This window comes from Mycobacterium sp. 050134 (assembly GCF_036409085.1).
Classification (GTDB): Bacteria; Actinomycetota; Actinomycetes; order Mycobacteriales; family Mycobacteriaceae; genus Mycobacterium.
On the sequence record NZ_JAZGLV010000011.1, the window covers coordinates 177,880 to 202,921 of the forward strand.

The 25,042-nt window shown below is 69.4% G+C and carries 17 protein-coding genes, 1 other RNA gene and 1 pseudogene; 9 read left to right on the forward strand and 10 right to left on the reverse strand.

The window, feature by feature from the left end; translation table 11 throughout:
• Nucleotides 1-74 precede the first annotated feature (74 nt).
• Together SKC42_RS15355 and SKC42_RS15360 are read right to left on the reverse strand one after the other, a co-directional pair.
• On the reverse strand, nucleotides 75-1,637 hold the full coding sequence (locus SKC42_RS15355) for an alpha/beta hydrolase (RefSeq protein WP_330965138.1): 1,563 nt from the start codon (nucleotides 1,635-1,637) through the stop codon (nucleotides 75-77).
• Nucleotides 1,638-1,687: 50 nt separating this feature from the next.
• Complete coding sequence (locus SKC42_RS15360; protein ID WP_330965139.1) at nucleotides 1,688-3,079, reverse strand: WS/DGAT/MGAT family O-acyltransferase; 1,392 nt, start codon at nucleotides 3,077-3,079, stop codon at nucleotides 1,688-1,690.
• 151 nt (nucleotides 3,080-3,230) lie between these two features.
• Between SKC42_RS15360 and panB the strand changes: the two genes are divergently transcribed.
• The 3 genes from panB (at nucleotide 3,231) to SKC42_RS15375 (ending at nucleotide 7,039) form a co-directional block, all read left to right on the forward strand.
• Complete coding sequence (gene panB / locus SKC42_RS15365; RefSeq protein WP_330965140.1) at nucleotides 3,231-4,070, forward strand: 3-methyl-2-oxobutanoate hydroxymethyltransferase; 840 nt, start codon at nucleotides 3,231-3,233, stop codon at nucleotides 4,068-4,070.
• 177 nt (nucleotides 4,071-4,247) lie between these two features.
• Nucleotides 4,248-5,441, forward strand: coding sequence for a 1,4-beta-xylanase (locus tag SKC42_RS15370; RefSeq protein ID WP_330965190.1), 1,194 nt, complete (start codon nucleotides 4,248-4,250; stop codon nucleotides 5,439-5,441).
• Between the two features lie 74 nt (nucleotides 5,442-5,515).
• Nucleotides 5,516-7,039 (forward strand): CYTH and CHAD domain-containing protein, encoded by a 1,524-nt coding sequence (locus SKC42_RS15375; RefSeq protein WP_330965141.1) that lies wholly within the window; start codon nucleotides 5,516-5,518, stop codon nucleotides 7,037-7,039.
• A gap of 19 nt (nucleotides 7,040-7,058) precedes the next feature.
• Here the strand turns inward: SKC42_RS15375 and rnpB are convergent.
• Nucleotides 7,059-7,461: RNase P RNA component class A (gene rnpB, locus SKC42_RS15380), an RNA gene on the reverse strand.
• Nucleotides 7,462-7,523: 62 nt separating this feature from the next.
• Nucleotides 7,524-8,153, reverse strand: a complete 630-nt coding sequence (locus SKC42_RS15385; protein ID WP_330965142.1) for a class I SAM-dependent methyltransferase — start codon at nucleotides 8,151-8,153, stop codon at nucleotides 7,524-7,526.
• 47 nt (nucleotides 8,154-8,200) lie between these two features.
• Between SKC42_RS15385 and SKC42_RS15390 the strand changes: the two genes are divergently transcribed.
• Nucleotides 8,201-8,776 (forward strand): helix-turn-helix domain-containing protein, encoded by a 576-nt coding sequence (locus SKC42_RS15390; RefSeq protein ID WP_330965143.1) that lies wholly within the window; start codon nucleotides 8,201-8,203, stop codon nucleotides 8,774-8,776.
• Nucleotides 8,777-8,850: 74 nt separating this feature from the next.
• Nucleotides 8,851-8,976, forward strand: a pseudogene (locus SKC42_RS15395) (cytochrome P450); the annotation flags it as partial.
• A gap of 354 nt (nucleotides 8,977-9,330) precedes the next feature.
• On the opposite strand, the gene SKC42_RS15400 reads toward SKC42_RS15395, so the two are convergent.
• The 5 genes from SKC42_RS15400 to cobC form a co-directional block, all read right to left on the reverse strand.
• A complete protein-coding gene (locus tag SKC42_RS15400) occupies nucleotides 9,331-9,888 on the reverse strand; it encodes a TetR-like C-terminal domain-containing protein (protein WP_330965191.1) in 558 nt (185 codons plus the stop codon).
• A gap of 88 nt (nucleotides 9,889-9,976) precedes the next feature.
• Nucleotides 9,977-11,077 (reverse strand): bifunctional RNase H/acid phosphatase, encoded by a 1,101-nt coding sequence (locus SKC42_RS15405; protein ID WP_330965144.1) that lies wholly within the window; start codon nucleotides 11,075-11,077, stop codon nucleotides 9,977-9,979.
• On the reverse strand, nucleotides 11,074-11,811 hold the full coding sequence (locus SKC42_RS15410; protein WP_330965145.1) for a zinc ribbon domain-containing protein: 738 nt from the start codon (nucleotides 11,809-11,811) through the stop codon (nucleotides 11,074-11,076). Before SKC42_RS15410 ends, SKC42_RS15405 begins: the two co-directional genes overlap by 4 nt.
• Nucleotides 11,808-12,947 (reverse strand): Nif3-like dinuclear metal center hexameric protein, encoded by a 1,140-nt coding sequence (locus SKC42_RS15415; protein ID WP_330965146.1) that lies wholly within the window; start codon nucleotides 12,945-12,947, stop codon nucleotides 11,808-11,810. The genes SKC42_RS15410 and SKC42_RS15415 overlap by 4 nt, the downstream gene beginning before the upstream one ends.
• Entirely contained in the window at nucleotides 12,944-13,984 is a 1,041-nt protein-coding gene (gene cobC, locus SKC42_RS15420; protein WP_330965147.1) for an Rv2231c family pyridoxal phosphate-dependent protein CobC, read from the reverse strand. The genes SKC42_RS15415 and cobC overlap by 4 nt, the downstream gene beginning before the upstream one ends.
• 112 nt (nucleotides 13,985-14,096) lie before the next feature.
• On the opposite strand from cobC, the gene SKC42_RS15425 reads away from it, so the two are divergent.
• The 3 genes from SKC42_RS15425 to SKC42_RS15435 are packed head-to-tail and all read left to right on the forward strand — an operon-like array spanning nucleotide 14,097 to nucleotide 16,031.
• The gene (locus SKC42_RS15425) at nucleotides 14,097-14,726 is read left to right on the forward strand and encodes an HAD-IA family hydrolase (RefSeq protein ID WP_330965192.1); all 630 of its coding nucleotides are present in this window, start codon (nucleotides 14,097-14,099) and stop codon (nucleotides 14,724-14,726) included.
• Nucleotides 14,719-15,216 (forward strand): low molecular weight protein-tyrosine-phosphatase, encoded by a 498-nt coding sequence (locus SKC42_RS15430; RefSeq protein ID WP_330965148.1) that lies wholly within the window; start codon nucleotides 14,719-14,721, stop codon nucleotides 15,214-15,216. Before SKC42_RS15425 ends, SKC42_RS15430 begins: the two co-directional genes overlap by 8 nt.
• Complete coding sequence (locus SKC42_RS15435) at nucleotides 15,216-16,031, forward strand: SURF1 family cytochrome oxidase biogenesis protein (RefSeq protein ID WP_330965149.1); 816 nt, start codon at nucleotides 15,216-15,218, stop codon at nucleotides 16,029-16,031. The genes SKC42_RS15430 and SKC42_RS15435 overlap by 1 nt, the downstream gene beginning before the upstream one ends.
• Here the strand turns inward: SKC42_RS15435 and SKC42_RS15440 are convergent.
• A complete protein-coding gene (locus SKC42_RS15440) occupies nucleotides 16,013-16,948 on the reverse strand; it encodes a cobalamin biosynthesis protein (RefSeq protein WP_330965150.1) in 936 nt (311 codons plus the stop codon). The two genes, SKC42_RS15435 and SKC42_RS15440, sit on opposite strands and share 19 nt — an antisense overlap.
• A 1,596-nt stretch (nucleotides 16,949-18,544) precedes the next feature.
• On the opposite strand from SKC42_RS15440, the gene SKC42_RS15445 reads away from it, so the two are divergent.
• Nucleotides 18,545-24,952 (forward strand): SDR family NAD(P)-dependent oxidoreductase, encoded by a 6,408-nt coding sequence (locus tag SKC42_RS15445; protein WP_330965151.1) that lies wholly within the window; start codon nucleotides 18,545-18,547, stop codon nucleotides 24,950-24,952.
• Nucleotides 24,953-25,042: the final 90 nt, after the last annotated feature.

The window sequence follows — 25,042 nt, forward strand, 5'->3', positions numbered from 1 at the left end:
GCGCAGAATGCCACTCCCACCCGGCGTGTCGCGGACAGACACGCACGCTCGCGGGGAAAAGGTTCAGCAGCGCGTCAGCACTTGGCACCGCTCGGCGGCGTGTTGCCGCCGATGAGGTACGTGGTCACGTAGTCGTCGACGCAGCTGTCGCCCTGGAACACCACCGTGTGCTGGGTGCCGTCGAACGTGAGCAGCGACCCGCGTAGCTCGTTGGCCAGGTCGACGCCGGCCTTGTACGGGGTGGCCGGGTCGTGAGTGGTCGACACCACCACGGTGGGCGCCAGGCCGGGCGCCGTGATGGTGTGCGGCTTGCTGGTGGGCGGCACCGGCCAAAACGCACAGGTGCCCAGCGGCGCGTCGCCGGTGAACGTGCCGTAGCTCATGAACGGCGCGATCTCCCGGGAGCGGCGATCCTCGTCGATGACCTTGGCACGGTCCGTAATCGGGGGCTGGTCAACGCAATTGACGGCCACCCGGGCATCGGTTGCGTTGCTGTAGTGGCCGTGCGCGTCGCGGCGCATGTACATGTCGGCCAACGCCAACATGGTGTCCCCACGATGGTCGACCAGCTCGGTCAGGCCGTCGGTCAGATGGCGCCACAGGGTCGGCGAGTACAGGGCCATGATGGTGCCCACGATGGCGTCGCTGTAGCTCAGCCCCCGCGGGTCGTTGGTGTGGGCGGGTCTGCCGACCATCAGGTTGTTCGGGTCAACCAGCGGGTCGACCAGGCTGTGGTAGACGTCGACCGCCTTGGCCGGGTCGGTGCCCAGGGGGCAGTTCGCCTGCTTGGCGCAGTCGGTGGCGTAGTCGTTGAACGCGTCCTGAAAGCCCTTCGCCTGCCGCAGGTCCGCCTCGATCTGGTCGGCGTTGGGGTCGACGGCGCCGTCGAGGATCATCGCCCGCACCTTCGTCGGGTAGGCCTCCGCGTAGGCCGAGCCGATCCGGGTGCCGTACGAGTAGCCGAGGTAGGTCAGCTTGTCGTCGCCCAGGGCGGCGCGGATCGCGTCCAGGTCCTTGGCGACGTTGACCGTCCCGACGTTGGCCAGGAAACTCTTGCCCATCTTGTCCACGCAGCGGCCGACGAACTCCTTGGTCTCGTCCTCGATGTGGGCGACGCCGGCCGGGCTGTAGTCGACATTGGGCTCGGTGCGCAGCCGGTCGTTGTCGGCGTCGGAGTTGCACCAGATGGCCGGCCGCGACGAGCCCACACCCCGCGGGTCGAAGCCGACGAGGTCGAAGCGCTCGCGCACCCGCTTGGGCAGCGTCTGAACGACCCCCAGGGCGGCGTCGATGCCGGATTCGCCGGGCCCGCCGGGGTTGATCACCAGCGAGCCGATCTTGTCGCCGGTCGCGGGGAAGCGGATCAAGGCCAGGACGGCGACGTCGCCGTCGGTGTGGTCGTAGTCGACGGGCACGGCCAGCTTTCCGCACATCGCCCCGGCCGGGATCTTTGCCTTGGGGTTGGAGGAACGGCACGGGGTCCATTCGATCGGCTGGCCGAGCTTGGGCCCGAACATGACGGCCCGGCCGCCAACCACCCGCACGCAGCCCCCGATGAGCAGGGCCACGACAGCCAACACCGTCCAGATCAGCAGCGTGCGCGCGATCCTGTCGCGGCGAGTCGGGCCCATGCCCACCTATGCTGCCAGAGCCAACCTGAGATTCTGATGAGCGCCACCACCGTCGGCTAGGTGGTAGCTGCGAGCAGCTCCTCCAGGACGACCGGGAACTCGTCGGCCATCTCCCACAGGTCCGGGAGCAGTTCCGGGCACGAGATCAGCCCGATGTCGAGTTTGCCGTTGAGCGACATCCCGGTGATGTTGAGGCCGGAGCCGTGAAAGATCGGGCCCAGCGGGTACATCGCATTGACCTCGCAGCCCAGCAGGTACAGCGGGACCTGGGGGCCGGGCACGTTCGAGACCACCAGGTTGTGCACCGGAATGGAGTCCGTCAACCGGGTCCTCGCGTAGACCCGCATCGCCACCCCGAAGACGGCCGGGGCGGCGAACTGTGACCAGTCCTGCAGCAGCGTGGCGCCGATCGCCGAACTGTGTTCCTTAGCAATAGAATTGGCCTCGGCGATGGCCTGGAGGCGCTGCGCGGGATCGGCGATCTCGGTGTACAAGTTGGCGAACATCGCCGACACCTGGTTGCGGCCGGGGCGGTCCGACTTGCCATGCACCGACACCGGGACCGACGCCACCAGCGACGCGTCCGGCAGACAGTCCCGCTCGGCCAGATACTGCCGGAGCACCCCGGCCACCAGGGCCATCACCACGTCGTTGACCTTGGCGCCGAAGCGGTTCTTCACCGCCTTGATGTCCTCGAGGTCCAGCTCCGCGTACGCGATGTTGCGGCGGCCGGTGATCTTCGCGTTGAAGGCGGTGGGCGGCGCCGCGAACGGGCGCGCCATGGTCAGGCCCTCGCGGGCTCGTTGCAGGGTGGCGACCACCGAGGAAACGGTGTCGGGCACCACATTGGCCAGCCGGAGGGGGCGGGCGGCGAACCTGAGCAATCCCCCGGCGGCGATCTGCCACCCGGTCGCGCCGCCGACGCCGTCGACCGGGTCGGGCGCGGGCGCGTCGGCCTCGGTGCTGCACAGCTGCGACATGAGGTTGGCGCCGGTGACCCCGTCGACGCCGGCGTGGTGCACCTTGGTCATGACCGCCAGCCGGCCGTCGCGGTGGCAGTCGGTGCCAGCCACGCCCTCGATGACCCACATCTCCCACAGGGGCCGGCGGCGGTCCAACTGCAGCGAGGCGATGTGGCCGCAGATTTCGGCGAGCTCGGTGCGCCCGCCCGGCGGCGGCAGCCCGATGCGGTGCAGATGGCGGTTGACGTCGAAGGTGTCGTCGTCGACCCACACCGGATGGTCGAGGTTGAGCGGATTGTTCGCGAGCTTCTCGCGGAACTCGGGCATCGCCTTGATGCGCAACGACAACGCGTCGCGCAGGCGATCGAAGGTGTAGCCGCCCGGCATCGTTGACGTGTCCACGTCGAGGATCGAGCACACGTGCATGGGCTGGTCGGGCGTTTCCAGGTACAGGAAGCTGGCGTCGAGTCCACTGAGCCGCTCCATGGCTGCATGGTATGTCTCACACGACGGCGGCGGTGCAACTGCGCAAAAGAGGTGGCAGAATGACGGTGTCAGACGCACCCGGGGACCCGGCCAGGATTTCGATCACCTGATAGGGCCACGAGGAGCGACCCGACCAATTTTGAGGACAATGATGTCTGAGCAGAACGTTTATGGTGCCGACTCGCCCTCGCAGCCGCTCACCAAGATCCGCACCCACCACCTCCAGAAGATGAAGGCCGAGGGTCACAAGTGGGCCATGCTCACGGCCTACGACTATTCGACCGCCCGCGTGTTCGACGAGGCCGGCATCCCCGTCTTGTTGGTCGGCGACTCGGCGGCCAACGTCGTCTACGGCTATGACACCACCGTGCCCGTCTCGATCGACGAGATGATCCCCCTGGTCCGCGGGGTGGTGCGCGGCGCCCAGCATGCGCTCGTCGTCGCCGACCTGCCGTTCGGCAGCTACGAGGGCGGGCCGGCCGCGGCGCTCGCCTCCGCCACCCGCTTCATGAAGGAGGGCGGCGCGCACGCCGTCAAGCTCGAGGGCGGCGAGCGGGTCGCCGACCAGATCGCCTGTCTGACCGCGGCGGGCATTCCCGTGATGGCGCACATCGGCTTCACGCCGCAGAGCGTGAACGGCCTCGGAGGCTTCCGCGTGCAGGGCCGCGGCGACGCGGCCGAGCAGACCATCGCCGACGCGATCGCCGTCGCCGAGGCCGGGGCATTCTCCGTCGTCATGGAGATGGTTCCCGCCGAGCTCGCCACCCAGATCACCGGCAAGCTGACCATCCCGACGATCGGCATCGGGGCCGGGCCCAACTGCGACGCCCAGGTGCTGGTCTGGCAGGACATGGCCGGGATGAGCAGCGGCAAGGCCGCCCGCTTCGTCAAGCGGTTCGCCGAAGTCGGCACCGAATTGCGAAGAGCCGCAATGCAATATGCCCAAGAGGTGGCCGGTGGGGTCTTCCCCGCCGACGAGCACTGCTTCTGATCCACCCGTCCCGCTCCCCGGGCGCGTAACCGGTTTTCCGCCGGTCGCCTGCGCAAACACGATCCCCGCGCTCGAATCGAAAACCCTTGTGCGTCAAGAGTGTACGATTGACGCCATAGGCCATCTCGACTCCGAGAGCAGGGTGAGCACATCAACCGGGCGAACTGCGGCGGCCCGCTGCCCCGTCGGACGGTGTTGAAGTCGCTGCTATCGATCGCGGCGGGCACTGCATTGGCGCAGGCGCCCCGCGCCGCCGCGCAACCACCGGCCACCCGGCCGGACGCGGGCCGGTGGTCGGCCGAGCGGGCCAACCGGTGGTATCAGCAGCAGGGTTGGCTGGTCGGCGCGAACTACGTCACGTCGAACGCCGTCAACCAGCTGGAGATGTTCCAGCCCGACACCTACGATCCCCGCCGCATCGACACGGAGCTGGGCTGGGCGCGGTCCAACGGATTCAACACGATCCGGGTCTTCCTGCACGACCTGCTCTGGGCGCAGGATCGGCGCGGCTTCCAGGGCCGGCTCGCGCAGTTCGTCGACATCGCGGCCGCCCACGGTATCAAGCCCCTGTTCGTGCTGTTCGACTCCTGCTGGGACCCGTTCCCGCAGGCCGGCCCGCAGCGCGCCCCCAGGCCCGGTGTCCACAACTCCGGTTGGGTGCAAAGCCCCGGCGCGGCGCGCCTGGACGACCGCGGCTACACCCGCGCCCTGCAGGGCTATGTCACCGGGGTCCTGACCCAATTCCGCAGCGACGACCGGGTTCTGGGCTGGGACCTGTGGAACGAGCCCGACAACCCCTCCAAGTACTATCGCCCGGTCGAAAGGCCGGACAAGCTGGACCGCGTCGCCGACCTGCTGCCCCAGGTGTTCGCCTGGGCCCGGTCGGTCGATCCCAGCCAACCCCTGACGAGCGGCGTGTGGGACGGCGAATGGGCCGATGCCGGGCGGCGCAGCGCCATCGCCGGCATCCAGCTCGACAACTCCGACGTGATCACCTTCCACAACTACGGTGACGCGGCGGAGTTCGAGGGCCGTATCACCGAACTCGGCCCGCAGGGCCGCCCGATCCTGTGTACCGAGTACATGGCGCGCCCGCTGGGCAGCACCGTGCCCGACATCCTGCCAATCGCCAAGCGCCACAACGTGGGCGCGTTCAACTGGGGTTTGGTGGCGGGCAAGACCCAGACTTTCTTCCCGTGGGACTCGTGGGAACATCCCTACACCGCGATGCCGGACGTCTGGTTCCACGATCTGCTGGCACCCGACGGGCGGCCGTTCCAGGACGCCGAAGTCCAGATGATCCGGCAACTCAGCGGCCTGGCGATGCATCTGCGCGACGACCCCGCGCCGCCACCACCGCCGCCGCCGTAGCGGCCGGTGTGCCGGCCGGACCCGCGACCCGGGTATGGCACGCTATGAGTGCCAATCACCACTACGGAGCCAATATGCCTGCTAAAGCGCCGAAGACCTCGCGGCATCTCGAGGTGGAGCGCAAGTTCGACGTCGTCGAGTCCACCGTGTCCCCGTCGTTCGAAGGCATCGCCGCGGTGGCCCGCGTGGAGAAGTCGCCGACGCAGTCGCTGGACGCGACGTACTTCGACACGCCGGCACAGGACCTGGCCCGCAACAAGGTCACCCTGCGGCGACGTACCGGCGGCCATGACGCGGGCTGGCACCTCAAGCTGCCGGGCGGCGCCGCCGACTCCCGCACCGAGATCCACGCGCCGCTGAGCGACGAGCACGACGGCGTGCCGGAGGAGCTGCGCGACGTGGTGCTCGCGATCGTCCGCGACCGCCCCCTGCAACCGGTCGCCCGCATCACCACCCGGCGCGAAAGCCAGTTGTTGTACGGCGCCGACGGCACCCCGCTGGCGGAGTTCAGCAACGATCACGTCACCGCGTGGGCGGCGAACTCCGCCGGCAACGGCGAATCCGCTCCGGCCGAACAGGAATGGCGCGAGTGGGAACTCGAGCTGGCCGAGGGTGACCGGGCCGCCGACACCGCGCTGCTGGACCGGTTGAGCAATCGGCTGCTCGACGCGGGCGCCGCGCCGGCCGGCCACGCCTCGAAGCTGGCCCGGGTGCTCGGCGCGACGCCACGGCCGGCCGGCGCGCCGCAAGCCGAGGAACCGTTGCGGCGCGCGCTGATTGAGCAACTCGGCGAACTGCGGGTGTGGGACCGCGCCGTGCGTGCCGACGCGCCCGACTCGATCCATCAGATGCGGGTGACCACCCGCAAGATCCGCAGCCTGCTGCGCGACTACCAGGAATCGTTCGGGTTGCCCGAGGACACCTGGATCATGGACGAACTGCGCGAGCTGGCCGGCATCCTGGGCATCGCGCGCGACGCCGAGGTGCTCGCGGAGCGGTACGAACGCGAATTGGGCGGCCTGGCACCGGAGTTGGTCCGCGGCCCGGTGCGCGAACGCCTGGTCGACGGCGCCCTGCGCCGCTACCAGACCGGGCTGCGCCGGTCGCTGATCGCCATGCGGTCGCAGCGGTACTTCCGGCTGCTCGACGCGCTCGACGCCCTGGTCGCGCAGAGCCCGGCCGAGATCACCGGCGAGGAGCATGCGCCGGTCACGATCGACGCCGCCTACAAGAAGGTCCGCAAAGCGGCGAAGGCCGCCGCGCAGGTCGCGGCCGAAAGCCAGGACGAGCACGAGCGCAACGAATCCCTGCACCGGATCCGCAAGCGCGCCAAGCGTCTTCGCTACACCGCTTCCGCGACCGGCGCAAGCAAGGTGTCCGAACAGGCCAAGGCCATCCAGACGCTGCTCGGCGACCATCAGGACAGCGTGGTCAGCCGGGAGCACCTGAGCCACGAGGCCGCGGCCGCGCACGCCGCCGGCGAGGACACGTTCACCTACGGGCTGCTGTACCAGCAGGAGGCCGACCTCGCCGAACGCTGCCGCGTGCAGGTGGACGACGCGCTGCGCAAGCTCGCCAAGGCGGTGCGCAAGGCCTGAGGCGGCCGGACTAAGGGGGCGGACGAGTTGGCCTGTAAGCCGGATTCTGTTCCCCGCCGCCGCGTGTTGAACAACGGCGACGGGGCGGCGACCATCCATCTGGGCACACCGTCGCCGGGTACCTCGAGCGGCCTACCCGCAGGCTCGGGCGAGCAGCCCTCGGGCGCCTGCGCAGCCGCACTTGCGTGCGGCCTTCTTGGCCTTGCTTCGGGTGGGGTTTGCCTAGCCACGCCGGTCACCCGGCGCGCTGGTGCGCTCTTACCGCACCGTTTCACCCTTACCACCCATGCGGGTGGCGGTTTGTTTTCTGTGGCACTGTCCCGCGAGTCACCTCGGATTGCCGTTAGCAATCACCCTGCTCTGTGAAGTCCGGACTTTCCTCGAACCGCCTTGCGGCAGTCCGCGGCCGCCCGGCCAACTCGTCCGCGACGGTCCACGGTACTACCTGCGCGATGCCGGGGCCAGCAACGACCCCGGCTCGTCGCTACTCGGCCCGCCGCAACGCGATGACGTTGTCGGGGACGGTGGCCGTTTGGCCGTCGACGACCATCACGCGGTCGACGGACTCGGTTCGCACGCGCGTCCAGGCGCCCGCCTCGAGCCCCAGCGCCGCGATCACCTCCTCGATCCCCAGGAAGGAGTGATCGTGGTGCCGTGCCCACGGCGGAACCGCCCCGTGGTCGACGATCAACAGCACGCCACCCGGGTTGACGCGATCGGCCGCCCGGCGCAGCACGGCCCCGCGGTCCAGCCGGGCCGGCGAATGGAAGTACTGGGCCGATACCAGGTCGAACGTCCCGTCGGGGAAGGTCTCGTCGAGGTCGTGGCGCTGGAAGTCGATGTGATCGGCCAGGTTTCGCGCCGAGGCGGCGTCGGCCGCCCGTTGCAGCGCGGTGGCCGAGACGTCGACGGCCACCACGCGCCAGCCGCGCTCGGCGAGCCAGAGCGCGTCGGCGCCCTCCCCGCAGCCCAGGTCGAGGGCCCGGCCCGGCGCCAGGTCGGCGGCCACCTCGGCAAGGCGCGCGTTGACCCGTCCGCTCCATACCCGCTCCGCCGAACGGTAGCGCTCTTCCCAGAACCGCCGGGCGTCGTCGGGTTTGCAAGAAGTATCCATGCCGCCGAGCTTGCCGAGCCGCGCCGGAATTGCCAAGCTGTTTTGCCATGCAGGCAAAAACCGCGTCGGACATCGACCTTCACGTGCGCCGGCGGCTGCGGGAACTGCGCATCCAACGCGGCATGACGCTTCAGGAGGTGGGCGAGCGCGCCGGGATCGACGTCTCGACCCTCAGCCGCCTCGAGTCGGGAAAACGCCGGCTCGCGCTCGATCACCTGCCGCGCCTGGCGCGGGCCCTGTCGGTCAGCACCGACGAGTTGCTGCAGTCCGCCGAGGACGACGATCCGCGGGTGCGCGGCGCGGCGCACACTCGGCGCGGGGTCACCTATTGGCCGCTGACCCGCCAGGGCCCGGCCGGCGGTTTGCACACGTTCAAGGTGCGGGTCAGCTCCCGGCGCCGCACCCCGCCCGCGGAGCTGCCGGTGCACGAGGGGCAGGACTGGATCTACGTCCTCTCCGGCCGGCTTCGGCTCGTGCTTGGCGAGCGCGACTTGACCATCGCGCCCGGCGAGGCGGTCGAGTTCTCCACCTGGACGCCGCATTGGTTCGGGGTGATCGACCGCCCAGTGGAGGCCATCATGATCTTCGGGACGCACGGCGAACGGCTTCACCTGCACAGTTGACCTCCACCGCCCACTGTGCGACCGCTTAGCATTGGGCATTGTCCAGCGGGCATGTTGGTGCCGGACTGGCCCTCATGACAGATGCGGAAGGGTTCGTCGACCAGGCCGTGACGGGTCTGGCCGAGCCGCAACCGATGTACAGGGTGTTGCGCGAGTCGAGCCCGGTCTTCCGGTCACCGCAGGCGGTCGTGCTGAGGCGGGCACTTGCGTGGGTGGTCGGCTCGGGCGCCTTGGCCGTCGCCGGGCGTCGAGTGTGCATTCAGTGCGTCGAGTGTGCAATCAGGCCGCAAAATCAGCGAATCCCCCACCCTGAACGCACACTCGAATACCTCAGTGCACACTCAATCGCCCCTGGCGCCGAGCAGCCGGGTCCGATTCACCCTGTCGCGCTGAGGCGGGCACTTGCAAGGATCCTCGGCCTGCACGCCTGGCCGCCCGAACCGCCGACTGTGCACCCAGAGCGCAAAATCAGCGAATCCCCCACCCCCAATGCACACTCAACCCCCGGCCACGCCACACCACAAGCGCGAAAGACCCGAACCAGCAACGAAGCGCTACGGCCGGGCCAGCGCGCGCCACGCCAGGTCGGCGATCTTCTGGCAATAGTCGTCGTCGACGGGATCGTCGAGGTAGAGGGCGCGCACGCTGAGCGGCGCCAGCACTATCTGCACGGCGGCCAGAGTGTCCACGCCCTCGCGCAGTTCACCGCGGTCCCTGGCCCGGTCGATCACCGTGCGCACGACGGCGTAACGCGCCTCCCATAAGTTCATCCGGATGTCGTGATCGTGCGGCCCGCGCCGGTCCATCACCAGCGCCCTCAGGAAGATGCGGCCGTCCGCGTCGTTGGCCCGGGCGGCGATGCTGCGCGCCAACGCCAGCAGATCTTCGCGGAACGACCCGGTGTCCGTCGCCACCCGCAGTCTCTCCAGGTCGGCGAGCGCCGCGTCGACGATCAGCCGCTGGCGATCACCCCAATGCCGATAGATCATCGCCGCGTCGAGTCGGTGCCGCTCGGCCATCGCCTCGACGCTGAACCGCTCGACGCCCCAGCGGGCCAGCTCGTCGAGCACGGCCGGCATCACGCGAGCGCGCACGTCGTCCGGAACGGGCACCGGCGAACCTTGGCCGGGCTCAGAAGACGGCATGGGTGGTTTCTTAACCCGAAATCCCTGGCCGCGGAAGTCGTACGGTCAGATTCGTTTACAGATAGACCGTTTGATTCACTAGCCGCACCGATGAGACACCGTCGGAATAGAACTCGGCGATGCTCAGCGACGCCAGATCGAGGTGCAGCCGGTAGAGGATGCCCGGCCCGGCCTCCAGAGCCATCCGCAACAGCATCTTGATCGGCGTCACATGGGAAACCACCAGCACCGTCGAGCCCTCGTGGTTGGCGACGATCCGTTCGCGGACCCTGAGCACCCGGTCGAGCACGGAGTCGAAGCTTTCGCCCCCCGGCGGCGTGACGCCGGTGTCGCGCAGCCAGCGGCCGTGCAACTCCGGGTCGCGCTGCGCGGCCTCGTTGAACGTCAACCCCTCCCACGCCCCGAAATCGGTCTCGATCAGGTCGTCGTCGACGGTGACGTCCAGCCCCAGCGCCTTGGCGGCGGTCGCCGCGGTGTCGTAGGCCCGCTGCAGCGGCGAGGAGAGAACCTCGGCGATCCCGCCGCGCTCGGCCAGGTATCGCGCCGCGGCCGCGGCCTGCCGGCGCCCGACGTCGGTCAGCGCGGGATTGCCGCGCCCCGAATAGCGGCGCTGGGCCGACAGCTCGGTCTGGCCGTGCCGCAGCAGCAGCAACCTGGTCGGGGTGCCGCGCGCGCCGGTCCAACCCGGACCGGTCTTCGCTTGTGCCGCAGCGCTCTTCGAGGAGGCCACGGACTCCGGCGTCTCACCGACCCGCGCCGCGGCGTCCATCGCCTCGTTGGCCAGTCGGTCGGCGTGCTTGTTGCGCTCCCGAGGGATCCAGGTGTAGTTGACCCGCTCGAACCTCGACGCCATCGCGCGGGCCTGCGCGTGCAGCGCGATCAGGTCCGGGTGCTTGACCTTCCACCGCCCCGACATCTGCTCGACCAGCAGCTTGGAATCCAGGAAGACCGCGGCCTCGGTGGCCCCGAGCTCCAGGGCGTGCTCGAGTCCGGCTATCAGGCCGTGGTACTCGGCGACGTTGTTGGTCGCCCGGCCGATGGCCTGCTTGGCCTCGGCCAGCACGGTCGACCGGTCTTCGCTAAGCACCACCGCGCCGTACCCGGCCGGACCGGGGTTGCCCCGCGACCCGCCGTCGGCCTCGATGACGGCCTTCACTGCCCGGATCCCGTGACCCGCAGCAGGATCGCTCCGCACTCGGGGCACCGCACCACGTCGTCGTCCGCGGCCGCCGAGATGCGCGCCAGCTCGCCGCGGTCGATCTCGAGCCGGCAGGCGCCGCACCGGCGCCCGAGCAGCGGCGCGGCACCGGGTCCTCCCCCGGCCCGCTGCCGTTCGTAGATCGCGGACAGGGCGGGGTCCAGCGTCGCGGTCAGGGTCTCCCGCTGCGACGATTGCGACTGGCGCGCGTGGTCGATCTCGGCGACGGCTTCGTCGACGGCGCTTCGCGCCGCGGCCACCTCCGACTCCAGCGCCTCCACGGTCTCCTGTTCCGCCGTCAGCCGCGCCTGCAACTCCTCGCGGCGCTCCATGACCTCCAACAGCGAGTCCTCCAGGCTGGCCTGCCGCCGCTGCAGCGTCTCCAGCTCGTGCTGCAGGTCCGACTGTCGCTTGGCGTCGGACGCGCCCGACTGCAGCAGCACCCGATCGCGGTCTTCGCGCTGGCGCACCGCCTCGATGTCCGCCTCGAACCGCAAGACCTCGGTGTCCAGATCCTCCAGGGCGATGCGCGTCGCGGCCAGCCGGTCGCCGGCCGCCGCGAGGTCCGCCTGCACCCGCTCGTAGGCCTCCCGCTCCGGCAGGTGGGAGGCCCGGTGCGCCAGACGCGACAGCTCTGCATCGAGCTTCGACAGCTCAAGCAGTGAACGTTGTTGCTTCACTTCGGCTTTCATCGATGATCTTCCTCAGCTTCGTTGCCCAGGTTCCAGGGATCGGTGCGCACGTCACAGACGCGGACGTCCAGCGCGGCGCCGAACCGGGACCGCAGCAAGCCGGCCGCCTGCGCGCACCAGGGGAATTCGCTCGCCCAGTGCGCCACGTCGATCAACGCGACGCCCGAGGCCCGCCGATGCTCGTCGGCGGGGTGGTGCCGCAGGTCCGCCGTGACGTACGCCTGGACATCGGCGCGGGCCGCGGTGGCCAGCAGCGAGTCGCCGGCGCCCCCGCACACCGCCACCCGCGACACGGTCGCCTCCGGGTCGCCGGCCGCGCGCACGCCCCAGGCCGTCCGCGGCAGCGCGGCCCGGACGCGGGACACGAAGGCCCGCAGGGGCTCCGGCTTCGGCAATACGCCGACGCGGCCCAGGCCGGTGTCCGCCGGCGGCGGCGCCATCGCGAAGATGTCGAACGCGGGTTCCTCGTAGGGGTGGGCGGCGCGCATCGCGGCCAGCACAGCGCCGCGGATTCGGGCCGGTGCGACGACCTCGAACCGGTCCTCATCGACCGTTTCGACGGTGCCGACGCTGCCCACCGCGGGAGAGGCCCCCTCGTGCGGCAGGAACTGGCCGACGCCGGCGACGCTCCAGCTGCAATGCGAATAGTCGCCGATGTGGCCGGCCCCGGCCTCGAACACCGCCGCCCGCACCGCTTCCGCGTTCTCACGCGGCACGTAGACGACCCACTTGTCGAGATCGGCGGTGGGCGTGCGCGGTTCGAGCACCGCTTCCACGGTCAGTCCGAGCGCCCCGGCGAGCGCGTCGGACACCCCCGGCGCCGCCGAATCGGCGTTGGTATGCGCGGTGAACAGCGAACGCCCGGTTCTGATCAGCCGGTGCACCAGCGCGCCTTTCGGCGTGCTGGCCGCCACCGTGTCGACGCCGCGCAACAGCAGGGGGTGGTGCGCCAGCAGCAGCCCGCCGTCGGGAACCTCGTCGACGACCGCCGGCGTCGCGTCCACTGCCACGATCACCGAGTCCACCGCGTCGCTCGGGTCGCCGCACACCAGACCGACCGAATCCCACGACTGCGCGAGCCGCGGTGGGTACGCCGCGTCCAGCGCCTCGATGACGTCGGCCAATCGCACGCTCATCGCGTCACCTCCGAGATCGCCCGCACCAGCAGCGGCCATTCGCGACGCACCGCGGCGCGCAGGTACCGCCCGTCCAGGCCGACGAACGTATCACAACGCCGGACGGCAATTCCTCTGCGGTGCAACGAATTTCGTATCCGCTCGGCGTCCGGCCGGCGGAACAGCACGAACGGCGCGCGCCCGTCGACCACGTCGGCGCCCACCGACGCCAGGCCGGCCACCATCTCGGCGCGCAGCTCACCGAGCCGCACCGCGTCCGCGGCGGCGTCCGCGACCGCCTCGGCTGTGCAACAGGCCGCGATTGCCGTTAGTTGCAGGGTGCCCACCGGCCAGTGCGCTCGCTGGGCGGCCAACCGCGCCAACAACTCCGGCGCCCCGAGCGCGTATCCCACCCGCAAGCCGGCCAGCGCCCACGTCTTGGTCAGGCTGCGCAACACCAGCAAGTCCGGCAGCGATTCACCGGCCAGCGACCCCGGCTCGCCGGGAACCGAATCGGCGAATGCCTCGTCGACCACCAGAATGCGCCCGGGGCGGCGCAGCCTCAGCAGGTCCTCGCGCGAGTGCAGGACTGACGTGGGATTGGTCGGGTTGCCCACCACGACCAGGTCGGCGTCGTCGGGAATCTCCGCACCGCTCAGGCCGAACGGCGGCTCGAGCACGACGTGGTGCACGGGCACCCCGGCCGCGGCCAGCGCCACGGCCGGTTCGGTGAACGACGGCGCGATGATCGCCGCGCGCGCCGGACGCAGATTGCCCAGCAACGCGAAGCCCTCCGCGGCGCCCGCCAGCGGCAGCACCTCCTCGCGGGCGCGGCCGTGGCGCGCGGCGGCCGCGTCCCGCGCCCGCCGTTCATCGTCGAGGCTCGGGTACCACGCCAGGTCGGTCAGCCGCGCCGCCAGCCGCCGCGTGAGCCACTCCGGCGGCTGCGCGTGCCGGACATTGACGGCGAAGTCCAGCATCCCGGGCGCGACGGCCTGATCGCCGTGATACCGCGCCGCCGGCGGGCTCGCGCCCACGCCGGTCATCGGGGAAGCCATCCGTGAAACACTAGTTGGCCGTCCCGGCCGCGCGGCGGCAACACCGTCACACCCGGGCGCGGCGATCGAGGACAATGGTGAGGTGACAGGCACGATCTTGACGGCCGAACTGGTGATCTTCGACCTAGACGGCACGCTGACCGACTCGGCGGACGGAATCGTCGCCAGCTTCCTGCATGCGCTCGACCACATCGGCGCCCCGGTACCCGACGGCGACCTGGTGGCGCAGATCGTCGGCCCACCCATGGACGACACCTTCCGGGACATGCTTGGCGCGGACGCCGACGCGGCCATCGCGGCGTTCCGGGCCGAGTACGGCGCCCGCGGCTGGGCGATGAACACCCTGTTCGACGGCATCGCGCCCCTGCTGGCCGACCTGCGGGCCGCCGGTGTCCGGATGGCGGTGGCCACCTCCAAGCTGGAACCCACGGCGCGGCGCATCCTCGCTCACTTCGGGCTGGACCAGCACTTCGAGGTGATCGCCGGCGCCAGCCCGGACGGCTCCCGCAAGGCCAAGGTCGAGGTCCTAGCCCACGCGCTCGACCAGCTGCGGCCGCTGCCCGAACGCGTCCTGATGGTCGGCGACCGCAGCCACGACGTCCACGGCGCGGCCGCCCACGGTATCGACACCGTGGTGGTGGGCTGGGGTTACGGACGGGACGACTTCGCCGAGGGCTTCGGCATCACCGGGGTGACGCACGCCGCGACGATCGACGAGCTGCGGAGGGCGCTGGGTGTCTGACCGGGAGCCGCTGCACGTCACCTTCGTCTGCACCGGAAACATCTGCCGCTCGGTGATCGCCGAGAAGATGTTCGCCGACCAGCTGCGCCGCCGGGGCCTCGGCGACGTGGTGCGGGTCACCAGCGCGGGCACCGGCAACTGGCACGTCGGCAGCTGCGCCGACGAGCGGGCGGCGCGGGTGTTGCAGGCCCACGGCTATGCCGCCGACCATCGCGCCACGCAGGTCGACGACGATCATCTCGCCGCCGACCTGGTCGTCGCGCTGGCGCGCAACCACCTCCGGATGTTGCAGCATTTGGGCGTCGAGCAGGACCGGATCCGGATGCTGCGCTCGTTCGACCCGCGGTCGGGCGCGCACGCCGCCGACGTCGACGATCCTTACTACGGCGACGACCGAGACTTCGAGCAGGCCTTCACCGTCATCGAGGCCGCGCTGCCCGGCCTGCACGAGTGGGTGGACGCGCGGCTCGCGGAGAACGGATCGGGCTGATGGGCAGGCTCGCTTTCCTGCTACGGCCCGGCTGGATCGCGCTGGCGCTGGTGGTGATCGCCTTCACCTACCTGTGCTTCATGGTGCTGGCGCCCTGGCAGTTGGGGAAGCACAACCGGACATCGCACGAGAACCAGCAGATCGAGTATTCGCTCAACACCGACCCGGTGGCTGTTCAAACGCTGCTGCCGCAACAGGATTCGTCGGCGCCCGGCGCCCAGTGGCGGCGCGTGACCGCGACCGGGCATTACCTGGCCGACGTGCAGGTGCTGGCCCGGCTGCGGGTGGTCAACTCCGATCCGGCGTTCGAGGTGCTGGCACCGTTCGCCGTCGACGGCGGCCCCACCGTCCTGGTGGACCGTGGCTACGTGCGTCCGGAGCAGGGGTCGCATGTCCCTGCAATCCCCCGCCCACCGACCGAACGGGTGACCATCACCGCGCGGCTGCGCGACTCCGAGCCCACCGCTCCGGGCAAGGATCCGTTCTTCGCCGACGGGGTCCAACAGGTGTATTCGATCAGCACCGCACAGGTCGCGGCGGTGACTAAGGTGCCGCTCGCGGGGTCGTACCTGCAGCTGGTGGACGACCAGCCGGGCGGCCTCGGCGTGCTGGGGGTGCCGCACCTCGACGCCGGGCCGTTTTTGTCCTATGGCATCCAGTGGATCTCGTTCGGCATCCTGGCGCCGATCGGCTTGAGCTACTTCGCCTACTCCGAGATCAAGGCGCGCCGCCGGGAGAAGCAGAGCGCGGCCGCCCCGGCGCAGCCGGTGACCGTCGAGGACAAGCTCGCCGACCGCTACGGCCGCCGGCGGTAGGCCGCCAGCGCGGCGATCGCCACCGCCGCCGCCTGCACCAGCCGCGACAGCGCCACCGCGCGACGCAAGTCGGCCACCTCCGGTGCCCGTCCGTCGCCGAGTGCGGGCCGGATCTCCAGGTGGTGCCGATACTGGGTCGGGCCGCCGAGCCGCACGCCCAGCGCCCCGGCGAAGGCCGCCTCGACGACGCCGGCGTTGGGGCTGGGGTGATGGGCCGCGTCACGCCGCCAGGCCCGCAACGCGCCCGCCGATGACCCGCTGACGAAGGGCGCGAGCAACGCCACCAGCGCCGCGGTCAGCCGCGCGCCCACATAGTTCGCCGCGTCGTCCAAGCGCGCTGCGGCCCAACCGAATCGCGCGTAACGCGGCGTGCGGTAGCCGATCATCGAGTCCAGCGTGTTGATGGCGCGGTAGGCCAGCACCCCCGGGACGCCACCCGCGGCGGCCCACAGCAGCGGCGCCACCTCGGCGTCGGACGTGTTCTCCGCGACGGACTCCAGCGCCGCACGGGCGAGCCCGTCGCGGTCCAGCGCAGACGGGTCGCGTCCGCACAACGATGGCAGCAGCCGCCGCGCGCTCTCGATGTCGCCGCGTTCCAGCAGCCCGGCCATCGCCTGGCCGGTGCGTGCCAGCGAGGTGCCGCCCAGTGACGCCCAGGTGGCCAGGGCGGTGGCCGCCGCCAGGCTGCGGGCGCCGGCGGACCGCTGCGCGAGCGCGCCCAGCACGGTGACGGCGCCGACCAGCAGCCCGACGTGCGCGGCCCCGGCGACCCTGTCGTCGCGGTAAATCAGCCGCTCCGTGGCGGCGGCCACCCGACCGAACGCGGCCACCGGGTGTCCCCGCCGCGGGTCGGCGAGGGTGACGTCGGCGGCGTACGCGGCCAGCACACCGAGGGCGCGGGGCTGCGTCACGAACACCCCGGCAGCGTCTCATACGGGGACTCCGGGGCCGTTACGACGGCCGGGCCTGATGTCCGGCCACGTCGTCGACGTCATGAACCAGACCCTGGCTGCGCACGAGCACACCGAGCGTCGCGCGCAGGCGCAAATCAAGCGCCCGAGCATATTGACAACACATGTTGTGAGCTCGTATTCGGGTTGCCGATCGGTTCCGAAAAGTCCTCGTTGCAAAGTGATCGGGCGGCTTACCCCCATTGTGGTCCGGTCCCGTGGTGCCCGGAATCATCGGCAGGCAGTTTCCGGCGCCGGAGTTGTCACCGATCAGGATGGAAAGCCCCGCCGCGGCGGCGACCTCCCGACCCGCCGTAACGGCGAATCTCCAAGTGCCGGTAGCGTCTTCGGACGCGAGAGCCGCCGGCTCCGCCCGGTCCGGGGTGGCGTCGACGTTCGTGTCCGGAAACTCGTGTCCTTCACCCGAGCAAGTCGAGAACGACCCTACGGGTCTCAGCGTTGGGTGATCAACGCCCTCGCGGCGGTCAGCCCCGGTGATGGCACCGGCCAGATCGGGGCCACGCTGGCCCCTGACGGTAGCTGCACGAGCGCTTCGTCCCTGCGTGGCGTGGCACGGATGCGCCCTCGCTTTTGCTGTCCGGCACCCAGGCCGAGCGTCGTGGCGCACCGTCCCGCAAACGACCGGACGTTGACGAGCACAGGGGTTTCATATGCGAGAAACTGGACGCCGGAGCGGCGCGGCCTGACGGCTTCATCGGGCACCGATAGCTCGAATCATTTTGCGCACCATTGCCCCGAGGCCTCCCGGCGAAATCATGCGCAGGTTCACCCGCCTTGCGCCGAGCGACGGGACAGCGCCGGCCGGCAACCGCACAGACCGGGCCCGTGCGTTAGCTCGGTCCTATCCCACTGGATGCGCGCCACACATCGCATGCCGGCCGGCGGCCACGTCCGCGGGCCGGCGAATGCGCTCGGCCGTGCTCCGACTCCGGGCCCTGCGAACGCCGCGACACCGGAGATGGACTTGCGGCCGGCCCGCCAGCAAATTAGCTGAGAAATGAATTCAGTATCAGCTACCAGTTTTGCTGGCTTAACGCCGATAGGTCATCACCACGACTTTCACACCCCGTGTATGCGCCGATATGCGGGTTCAACGTGCATAAATACCCGCTCCAGGAATGCCTTGTGCCTCGCACTTACTTCCGGGTAATGTCCGCGGGCAGCCGATCTGATGCAGCGTCTGCATTCATATCTAGCAAAGGAGATTTCGTGGGGCTTGCATTACGCTCCGGTATCAACGACGGCGACCGCGTGACCGGCGGATAGACGTCGATGGGATCGACTACCCACGCCTAGTCAACGCGACCACCCGCGCACCGGGGTCGTCACCGCGCACACGATGACGCCATGATTAACCCGCGCAGCCAAACGCCGCCGAGGTCGGTCCGAGCCGAGAACCCACGAAGCGGGCTCGCGCAGACAGGCACTTCCTCGATCCCGAGGCCTGTTCGGCCACAGACCTTTTGGCCTCTACGACCAGAAAAGTACACGCGAGGACTCGGTGGCGAGGCCTCGAGTTCAACACAGTGAGGCGTTGACCACGTGGTAGAAATCGCGATCGTCGGTATCGGATGCCGGTTCCCGGGCGGGGCGGCCAACCCGGAGCAGTTTTGGCGGTTCCTCGTCGATAAGGGCGACGGCATCGTGCCGGTTCCCGCCGACCGATGGCGCACCGAGGACTACTACGACCCCGACCCGGACGCCCCGGGCCGGATGTACACGAAACACGGTGGCTTCCTGCGGGAATCGTTGTGGGACTTCGACCCGGAATTCTTCGGCATCAGTGCCCGCGAGGCCTCGGTCATGGATCCACAACAGCGACTGCTCCTCGAGGTCGCCTGGGAAGCCCTCGACGACGCCGGCCTGGCGGGCCGTGTCGCGGGTCGCCCAGTCGGTGTCTACGTCGGCGGATTCACCAACGACAGCGCGATGTCGCGCGCCACCCAGGCCGCCCGTCCCTACATCGGAACTCACACCCCCACCAGCTCCGCGTTCACCCTGCTGTCCAACCGCATATCGTTCGCGCTCGACCTGCTCGGGCCGAGCATGACAATCGACACCGCGTGCTCGTCCTCGCTGGTCGCGCTGCACGAAGCCACGCAGGCGATCGCCCGGGGCGAGTGTGAAATGGCGCTTGTCGGCGGGGTCAATGCGATGCTGCAGCCGGAAACCTTCGTCTCGATGTGCAAGGGGCGCTTTCTGGCGAAGGACGGCCGGTCAAAAAGCTTCGACGCGTCCGCCGACGGATACGGCCGCGGTGAAGGCGCCGGCATGGTGCTGCTTCGGCCCCTGGCCGATGCGACACGAAACCGCGACCGCGTCTACGCGGTGGTGCGTGGAACCGGAGCCAACCAGGACGGTCGAACCATCGCCATTACCGTGCCCAATCCGGAATCGCAGGCGAATCTGGCCATCCGCGTCGCCGCCGAGGCGGGAATCGCACCCGCTGCAATCGGCTACGTCGAAGCGCACGGCACCGGAACCGCGGTCGGCGATCCACTGGAAATGGAGGCGCTGGGCAACGCATACGGGGCTGTCGGCGGCCGCGGCACGGACCTCATCGTGGGATCCGTTAAAGCGGCCATCGGTCACACCGAGGCGGCGGCCGGGATCGCGGGTGTCATCAAGGCAGCGCTTACGGTCTTTCACCGCACCATCACTCCGCAAGCATGGCTCGAGACGCTCAACCCGAACATTCCGTTCGCCGATCTGCGGCTGCGCGTTCCAACCGAATGCGAGCCCTTCCCCACGTGTTACGACAAGGCAATCGTCGCGGTCAACTCGTTCGGCTATGGCGGCACCAACGCACACGCCATCATCGAGGAGGCGCCCAAATCCGATGCTGCGCGCGAGCGGAGCGCCAAGCCGCTGCCATTGTTCCCGGTATCCGGTCGTACCGAACCAGCCGCCCGTGCGGTCGCCGCGACACTGGCAGACGTCATCGGCACCGACACCGACCTCGATCTCCTCACCGAGGCCGCGTGGACGCGACGCGCACATCACCTGACCCGCAAGGCGGTTGCCTTCACCGATCGAGATGATCTGCGCAACCAACTGCGCGACTTCGCGGCCGGGCATGGCCGGGCGGAGCCCCGGGTCACAAGTGTCGACGGACAGCGCCCAGCTTTCGTCTTCAGCGGAATGGGTCCGCAATGGTGGGCAATGGGCCGCGGCCTCCTGTCGACCGACGGCCCGTTCAGGCAAAAGGCGCAGGAAATAGATGCGGTGTTCCGCGCGATCTCGGGCTGGTCCATCCTCGAGGAACTGATGCGCGACGAGTCCGAATCTCAAATCACCCGAACCCAGTTCGCGCAACCGGCGAATTTCCTTGTGCAGGTCGCGCTGGTCGCCGAACTCGCCGCGACGGGAGTTCAGCCCGGCGCCGTCGTCGGCCACAGCGTCGGCGAGGTGTCCGCGGCCTACGTCTCGGGGACGCTCGGCCTTCGCGATGCCCTGCTGGTCAGCTACCACAGGGCTCGCCTTCAAGCGACCACCGAAGACACCGGGGGCATGATCGCGGTGGGACTGTCCGTCGAGGACATCGCCAAATGGCTGCCGAGCAACGGTAGCGTGTCGATCGCGGCGATCAACAGCCCATCGGCGGTAACCCTCGCGGGGGCGCACGAGGCCCTGGATGCGCTGCACCAAAAGCTGGAATCGGCAGCAATTTCCGTGCGCAAATTGCGTGTTCGGGTCCCATATCACAGCCATCTCATGGATCCCATACTGGCCGACATCACGGCGGAACTGTCATCCGTACAGCCGGCTCCGCCGACGCTGCCGCTCTACTCCACCGTCACCTCGGCTCGTGTCACGGGCGCCGACTGGTGTGGCGAATACTGGCGGGACAACGTGCGACAGCCGGTGCGCTTCGCCGACACCATCAACACCATGATCGCCGACGGCCACACGGTCTTCCTGGAGGTCGGGCCCCATGCCGTGCTATCCGGAAACATGCGTGAAATCTTTCTCAGGGCAGGGAAAGTCGCCGCGGCAGTCCCGACCCTGAGTCGCGATATGGACGACGTTCGCAGCGTGATGAATGCGCTCGCCGCTCTCTACGTCGCCGGCGCGCTGGATACCTCCAGCTGCCCAGGCACCGCGGCGCGGGGCGGTGAAAATCCCTGCCCAACACCGCACCTGGCCTTACCCCGCTATCCCTGGCAGCGCCAGCGCCTGTGGGTCGAGCCGGAAGTCATTCGCCGGCACCGGCTCGGAAGTCCCGACGCCTACCCACTGCTGGGTGCGCGGACGGCATCTGCGGTTGACGAATGGCAGTTCGAGCTATCCGTTGAACGACTGCCCTGGCTGAACGACCATGTCGTGGACGGCGTCGTCGTGCTGCCGGGTGCCGCATACCTCGACGCCGCACTCAGTGCGGCGACAGCCCGCACCGGGCGCCAGGACCTGGCGCTGGAATCGGTGCAGTTTCGATCACCGCTGGTGATCGGCAAGCACGCCGTGCCGGTTGTCCAGGTCACCGTCGAGCCGACCACCCGCCGCTTCACGATCCGGTCGCGCAATGTCGACGCCGACCTGTGGACGGTCAACTGCACCGGACGACTCGTCGAGGCGCCCGTTGAGCACGTCAAGGTAGACGTGGGTGTCCTCAGCGACGCCATACCGGTCGACGGGACCGACCTGTACCACGCGCTGACCCAGCGCGGACTGGTGTACGGGCCGGCGTTTCGCCGCATCGTCCGCGCGCAGCTCGGCGCCGGGGCCGTGCGCGCCGAGCTGGACAATTCGCACCTGGACGGCCTGGGACACGTCGCCCATCCGGCGTCCGTCGATGCCGCATTGCAGTGCGTCGCCCTGCTCGCGGCAGCGCGCACGGCAGGTGGTGGTGCGGTCATTCCCGCAGCGGTGGGCACCGTGCGCCGGCACGGGGCCATCCCCGAAGACGCTGTCGTGCTGGTGCACGGCCGGCGCCCCGACTCCCTGCTGGTCGACATCGTCATCGCCAACCAATCCGGTTCGGTCGCCATGGATTTGGGAGCGGTCGAGTTCAAGCCGGTTGCGCCGCCACCGGCGGTGACCGACCAGTTGGACCGGCTGTTCTACGAGCCGGTGTGGGAATTGACCGAAGACCGTGACACGGTCGAGGCCGCGAGGGAAGCCGCCCTCACGACGTCAGTGGTGGTGTGCTTTGGCCGTGAACCGTCTCCGCGGGTTCGCACCATCGCGGCAGCCGGCGGGCAGACGACTCTCGTCGAATTCGTGGACCCGGCCGACGAGGTCGTGGGACGCATTCGCGACGCCCTGCTGGCAGCGATGTCCTCGGCCGATGACGACGGTGTCCGGCTGTTGGTGATTTCCTGCCCGGCGTGGAGCGCGGAGGAGAACACCTATGGCCTCGTCACGGTCGCTCGGGCGGCCCACTTGGCCGTGGCTGCGCCAACCGCACCGGGCGATGCGGCCGGCGATGAGGGCCCCGCCGACCCACCCTCACCCGTGCGCGGGGTCGTTGTGACCGAGAACGCGTTCTGTCTGCCCGGCGATAGCGAAGGCGCCGCCACCTCGGTTGCACCGTTGGTCGGTGCCCGGCGGTCGCTGGCCAACGAGCAACCCGGCCTGCGGTGGCGACTGGTCGATGTCGGGGCAGGCGTCGGCGACGACCAGATATCCGCCGAACTGGTGACATCAGGGGTCTTCGCGTCTGACATCGCCGACGAGGTCGCACTGCGCCACGGGACGCGGTGGGTGATCCGGTTGCGTGCGAACCTTTCCGACCACCTGGCCGCCCGCGACGAGGCGTGTCCCCTGCTCGATCCCGAAACATCGTTCATGGTCGAGGTTCCGGGCAGCAAGATGCTGTCCGATCTTGCGCTTCGCGAGACCAAGCGCATCGCGCCGGGGCCCGGGCAGGTCGAGATACGCATGGACGCGGTCAGTGTCAACTACAAGGACCCACTGAAGGTCATCGGGCTGCTCACCGACAAAGAGCTCGCGGGAACGTACTTCGGGAAGTCGCTCGGATTGGAGGGCGGCGGAACGGTGGTTCGCGTCGGCCCCGGCGTCACCGCGATAGCACCTGGAGACAAGCTGGGCGTCGGGGCGCGCGACATGATGCGCCGCTACCTCACCATCGAGCCCGAGGCGGGCAACACCAGCACCGTGGCACCGACGTGGATCGCCGCGAACTGCTGTTCCACCCTGCCCTTCTTCTGCGCCCAGCACGGCCTTGTCGACCTCGCCCGTACCCAAGCGGGCGAAACGGTCCTTATTCACGGCGCCGCAGGAGGAATGGGCCTGGCGGCAATACAGGTGGCGAAGAGGATCGGCGCACGCGTGATCGCCACCGCCGGTAGCGAGGAGCGTCGTGCGGCGACGCTGGCTGCCGGGGCTGACCACGCGATCGGGTCCCGGTCGCTGAACTTCGTCGACGACGTGATGCAGCTGACCGATGGCCGCGGTGTCGACGTCATCTACACCTCGGCTCCGGGCGAGATCGGCGTGCAGAACTTCCGGGTGGCCGCCGAATTCGCGCGCATCGTCGATATCGGCAAGGCAGACATCTACGGGGGCGGAACCCTCGAGCTGGCGCCGTTCGACCGCAACCTGTCGTACTTCGCCGTCGACATGGACCGGATGCTGAGACACAAACCTGCCCTGGTGCGCAGCTTGACACGCCAGGCGATCGATCAGCTCTCCACCGGCCAGTACGAGTACCTGCCCTACACCAGCTATCCGGTGAGCAAGCTCGCCGAGGCGTTCGAAACCGTGGCGCGATCGCGCCACATCGGCCGGGTAGTCCTCAACTTCGAAGAGCCCAAACCGATGGTGCGTCCAAGGATCCCGTCTTTTGGGGTTTCACCGGGCGCCAGTTACCTCGTGACGGGAGGTTTCGGCGCTTTCGGTCTTGCGACGGCCAAGTGGCTGGTCGCCGAGGGCGCCCGCCGCCTCGTCCTGCTCGGGCGGAAAGGTCCGGCAACCGACCTCACGCGCAACCACATCGCCGAGTTCGAGGCGGCCGGTGTCGAGGTCGTCATCGAAACCCTCGACGTCGGCGACTACGACGCCGTCCTCGCCGCGGTTGCCCGGGCGAACCAGTCCGCGGCACCGCTGCGCGGGATCTTTCACACCGCCGGGCTCACCGACAGCCGGCCGATCTTCGAGATCACGCCGGAGAGCTTACGGGACGTATTCCGCCCCAAGGTAATTGGCGGCTGGAATCTTCACCGAGCCGTCGAGCAGACCGAAGCCGAGCTGGATGCGTTCGTGTTGTACTCGTCGGTCAGCGCGCTCGTCGGCGGTGCACCCCAGCTGTCGTACTCGGCGGCGAACTCGGCGCTGGATGCGCTGGCGGCCACCCGGCACGCGCTGGGGAAGCCCGCCATCGCGATCAGCTGGGGCGCCATGGGTGGCGGCGGAATGGCCGAAGCGAGCGAGGAAGCCATGCGCTACCTTGCGTTGTTGGGTTTCAGTCAGGTGGACATGGACGTGGCCACGCTTTACCTTCGCGAATGCCTGGCGCTGGGAATTCCGCACGCCGCGGTGGTGAAGATCGACTGGTCGGAATGGGCCCTGGTCAATGGTCCGGGGACACGCAATCCACGATTGGTGGAGCACATCGACTCCGCCACGGCCAGCAGGTCAGGGGTGACGGCGCTGCAAGCCGAAATCCTGGCGCTGCCAGAGGAGGAACGGCCCGCGGTATTGACACACATCCTCGCCGAACAGCTCGCGATGGTGATGGGCGTGTCCAGTGACGCAATCGATGTGCTCAGTGCGCTGCCCGACCTCGGTCTCGACTCGCTGATGGCCGTCGAGTTCGCCGCTCGGATCGCGAAGACACTGGGCGTCGAATTGTCGGTGCTCGAATTCGGGCGCTCCGCGGGGCTCTCGACCATCGGGGCACAGCTGGCCACCCAGTTCGCCGGTGTCGCGCATGCGCCCGAGGCCGAGCCGGCGAGGTCAACCACGACCAAGGAGGCCGCAACCCTATGACCATCAATCCGCGGGAGCTCGCCCGCGAACTGCTGGCACGCTCCGAGGGTGCGATGACCGCGGCGCCGAGCGCGGTCCACCGCACGTCCG

Excerpts from the sequence above, each read along its gene's own strand:
- SKC42_RS15360 (WP_330965139.1), bottom strand. The coding sequence starts at position 3,079 with ATGGAGCGGCTCAGTGGACTCGACGCCAGCTTCCTGTACCTGGAAACG.
- panB (WP_330965140.1), top strand. The coding sequence starts at position 3,231 with ATGTCTGAGCAGAACGTTTATGGTGCCGACTCGCCCTCGCAGCCGCTC.
- SKC42_RS15375 (WP_330965141.1), top strand. The coding sequence starts at position 5,516 with ATGCCTGCTAAAGCGCCGAAGACCTCGCGGCATCTCGAGGTGGAGCGC.
- SKC42_RS15385 (WP_330965142.1), bottom strand. The coding sequence starts at position 8,153 with ATGGATACTTCTTGCAAACCCGACGACGCCCGGCGGTTCTGGGAAGAG.
- SKC42_RS15390 (WP_330965143.1), top strand. The coding sequence starts at position 8,201 with ATGCAGGCAAAAACCGCGTCGGACATCGACCTTCACGTGCGCCGGCGG.
- SKC42_RS15410 (WP_330965145.1), bottom strand. The coding sequence starts at position 11,811 with ATGAAAGCCGAAGTGAAGCAACAACGTTCACTGCTTGAGCTGTCGAAG.
- SKC42_RS15415 (WP_330965146.1), bottom strand. The coding sequence starts at position 12,947 with ATGAGCGTGCGATTGGCCGACGTCATCGAGGCGCTGGACGCGGCGTAC.
- cobC (WP_330965147.1), bottom strand. The coding sequence starts at position 13,984 with ATGGCTTCCCCGATGACCGGCGTGGGCGCGAGCCCGCCGGCGGCGCGG.
- SKC42_RS15435 (WP_330965149.1), top strand. The coding sequence starts at position 15,216 with ATGGGCAGGCTCGCTTTCCTGCTACGGCCCGGCTGGATCGCGCTGGCG.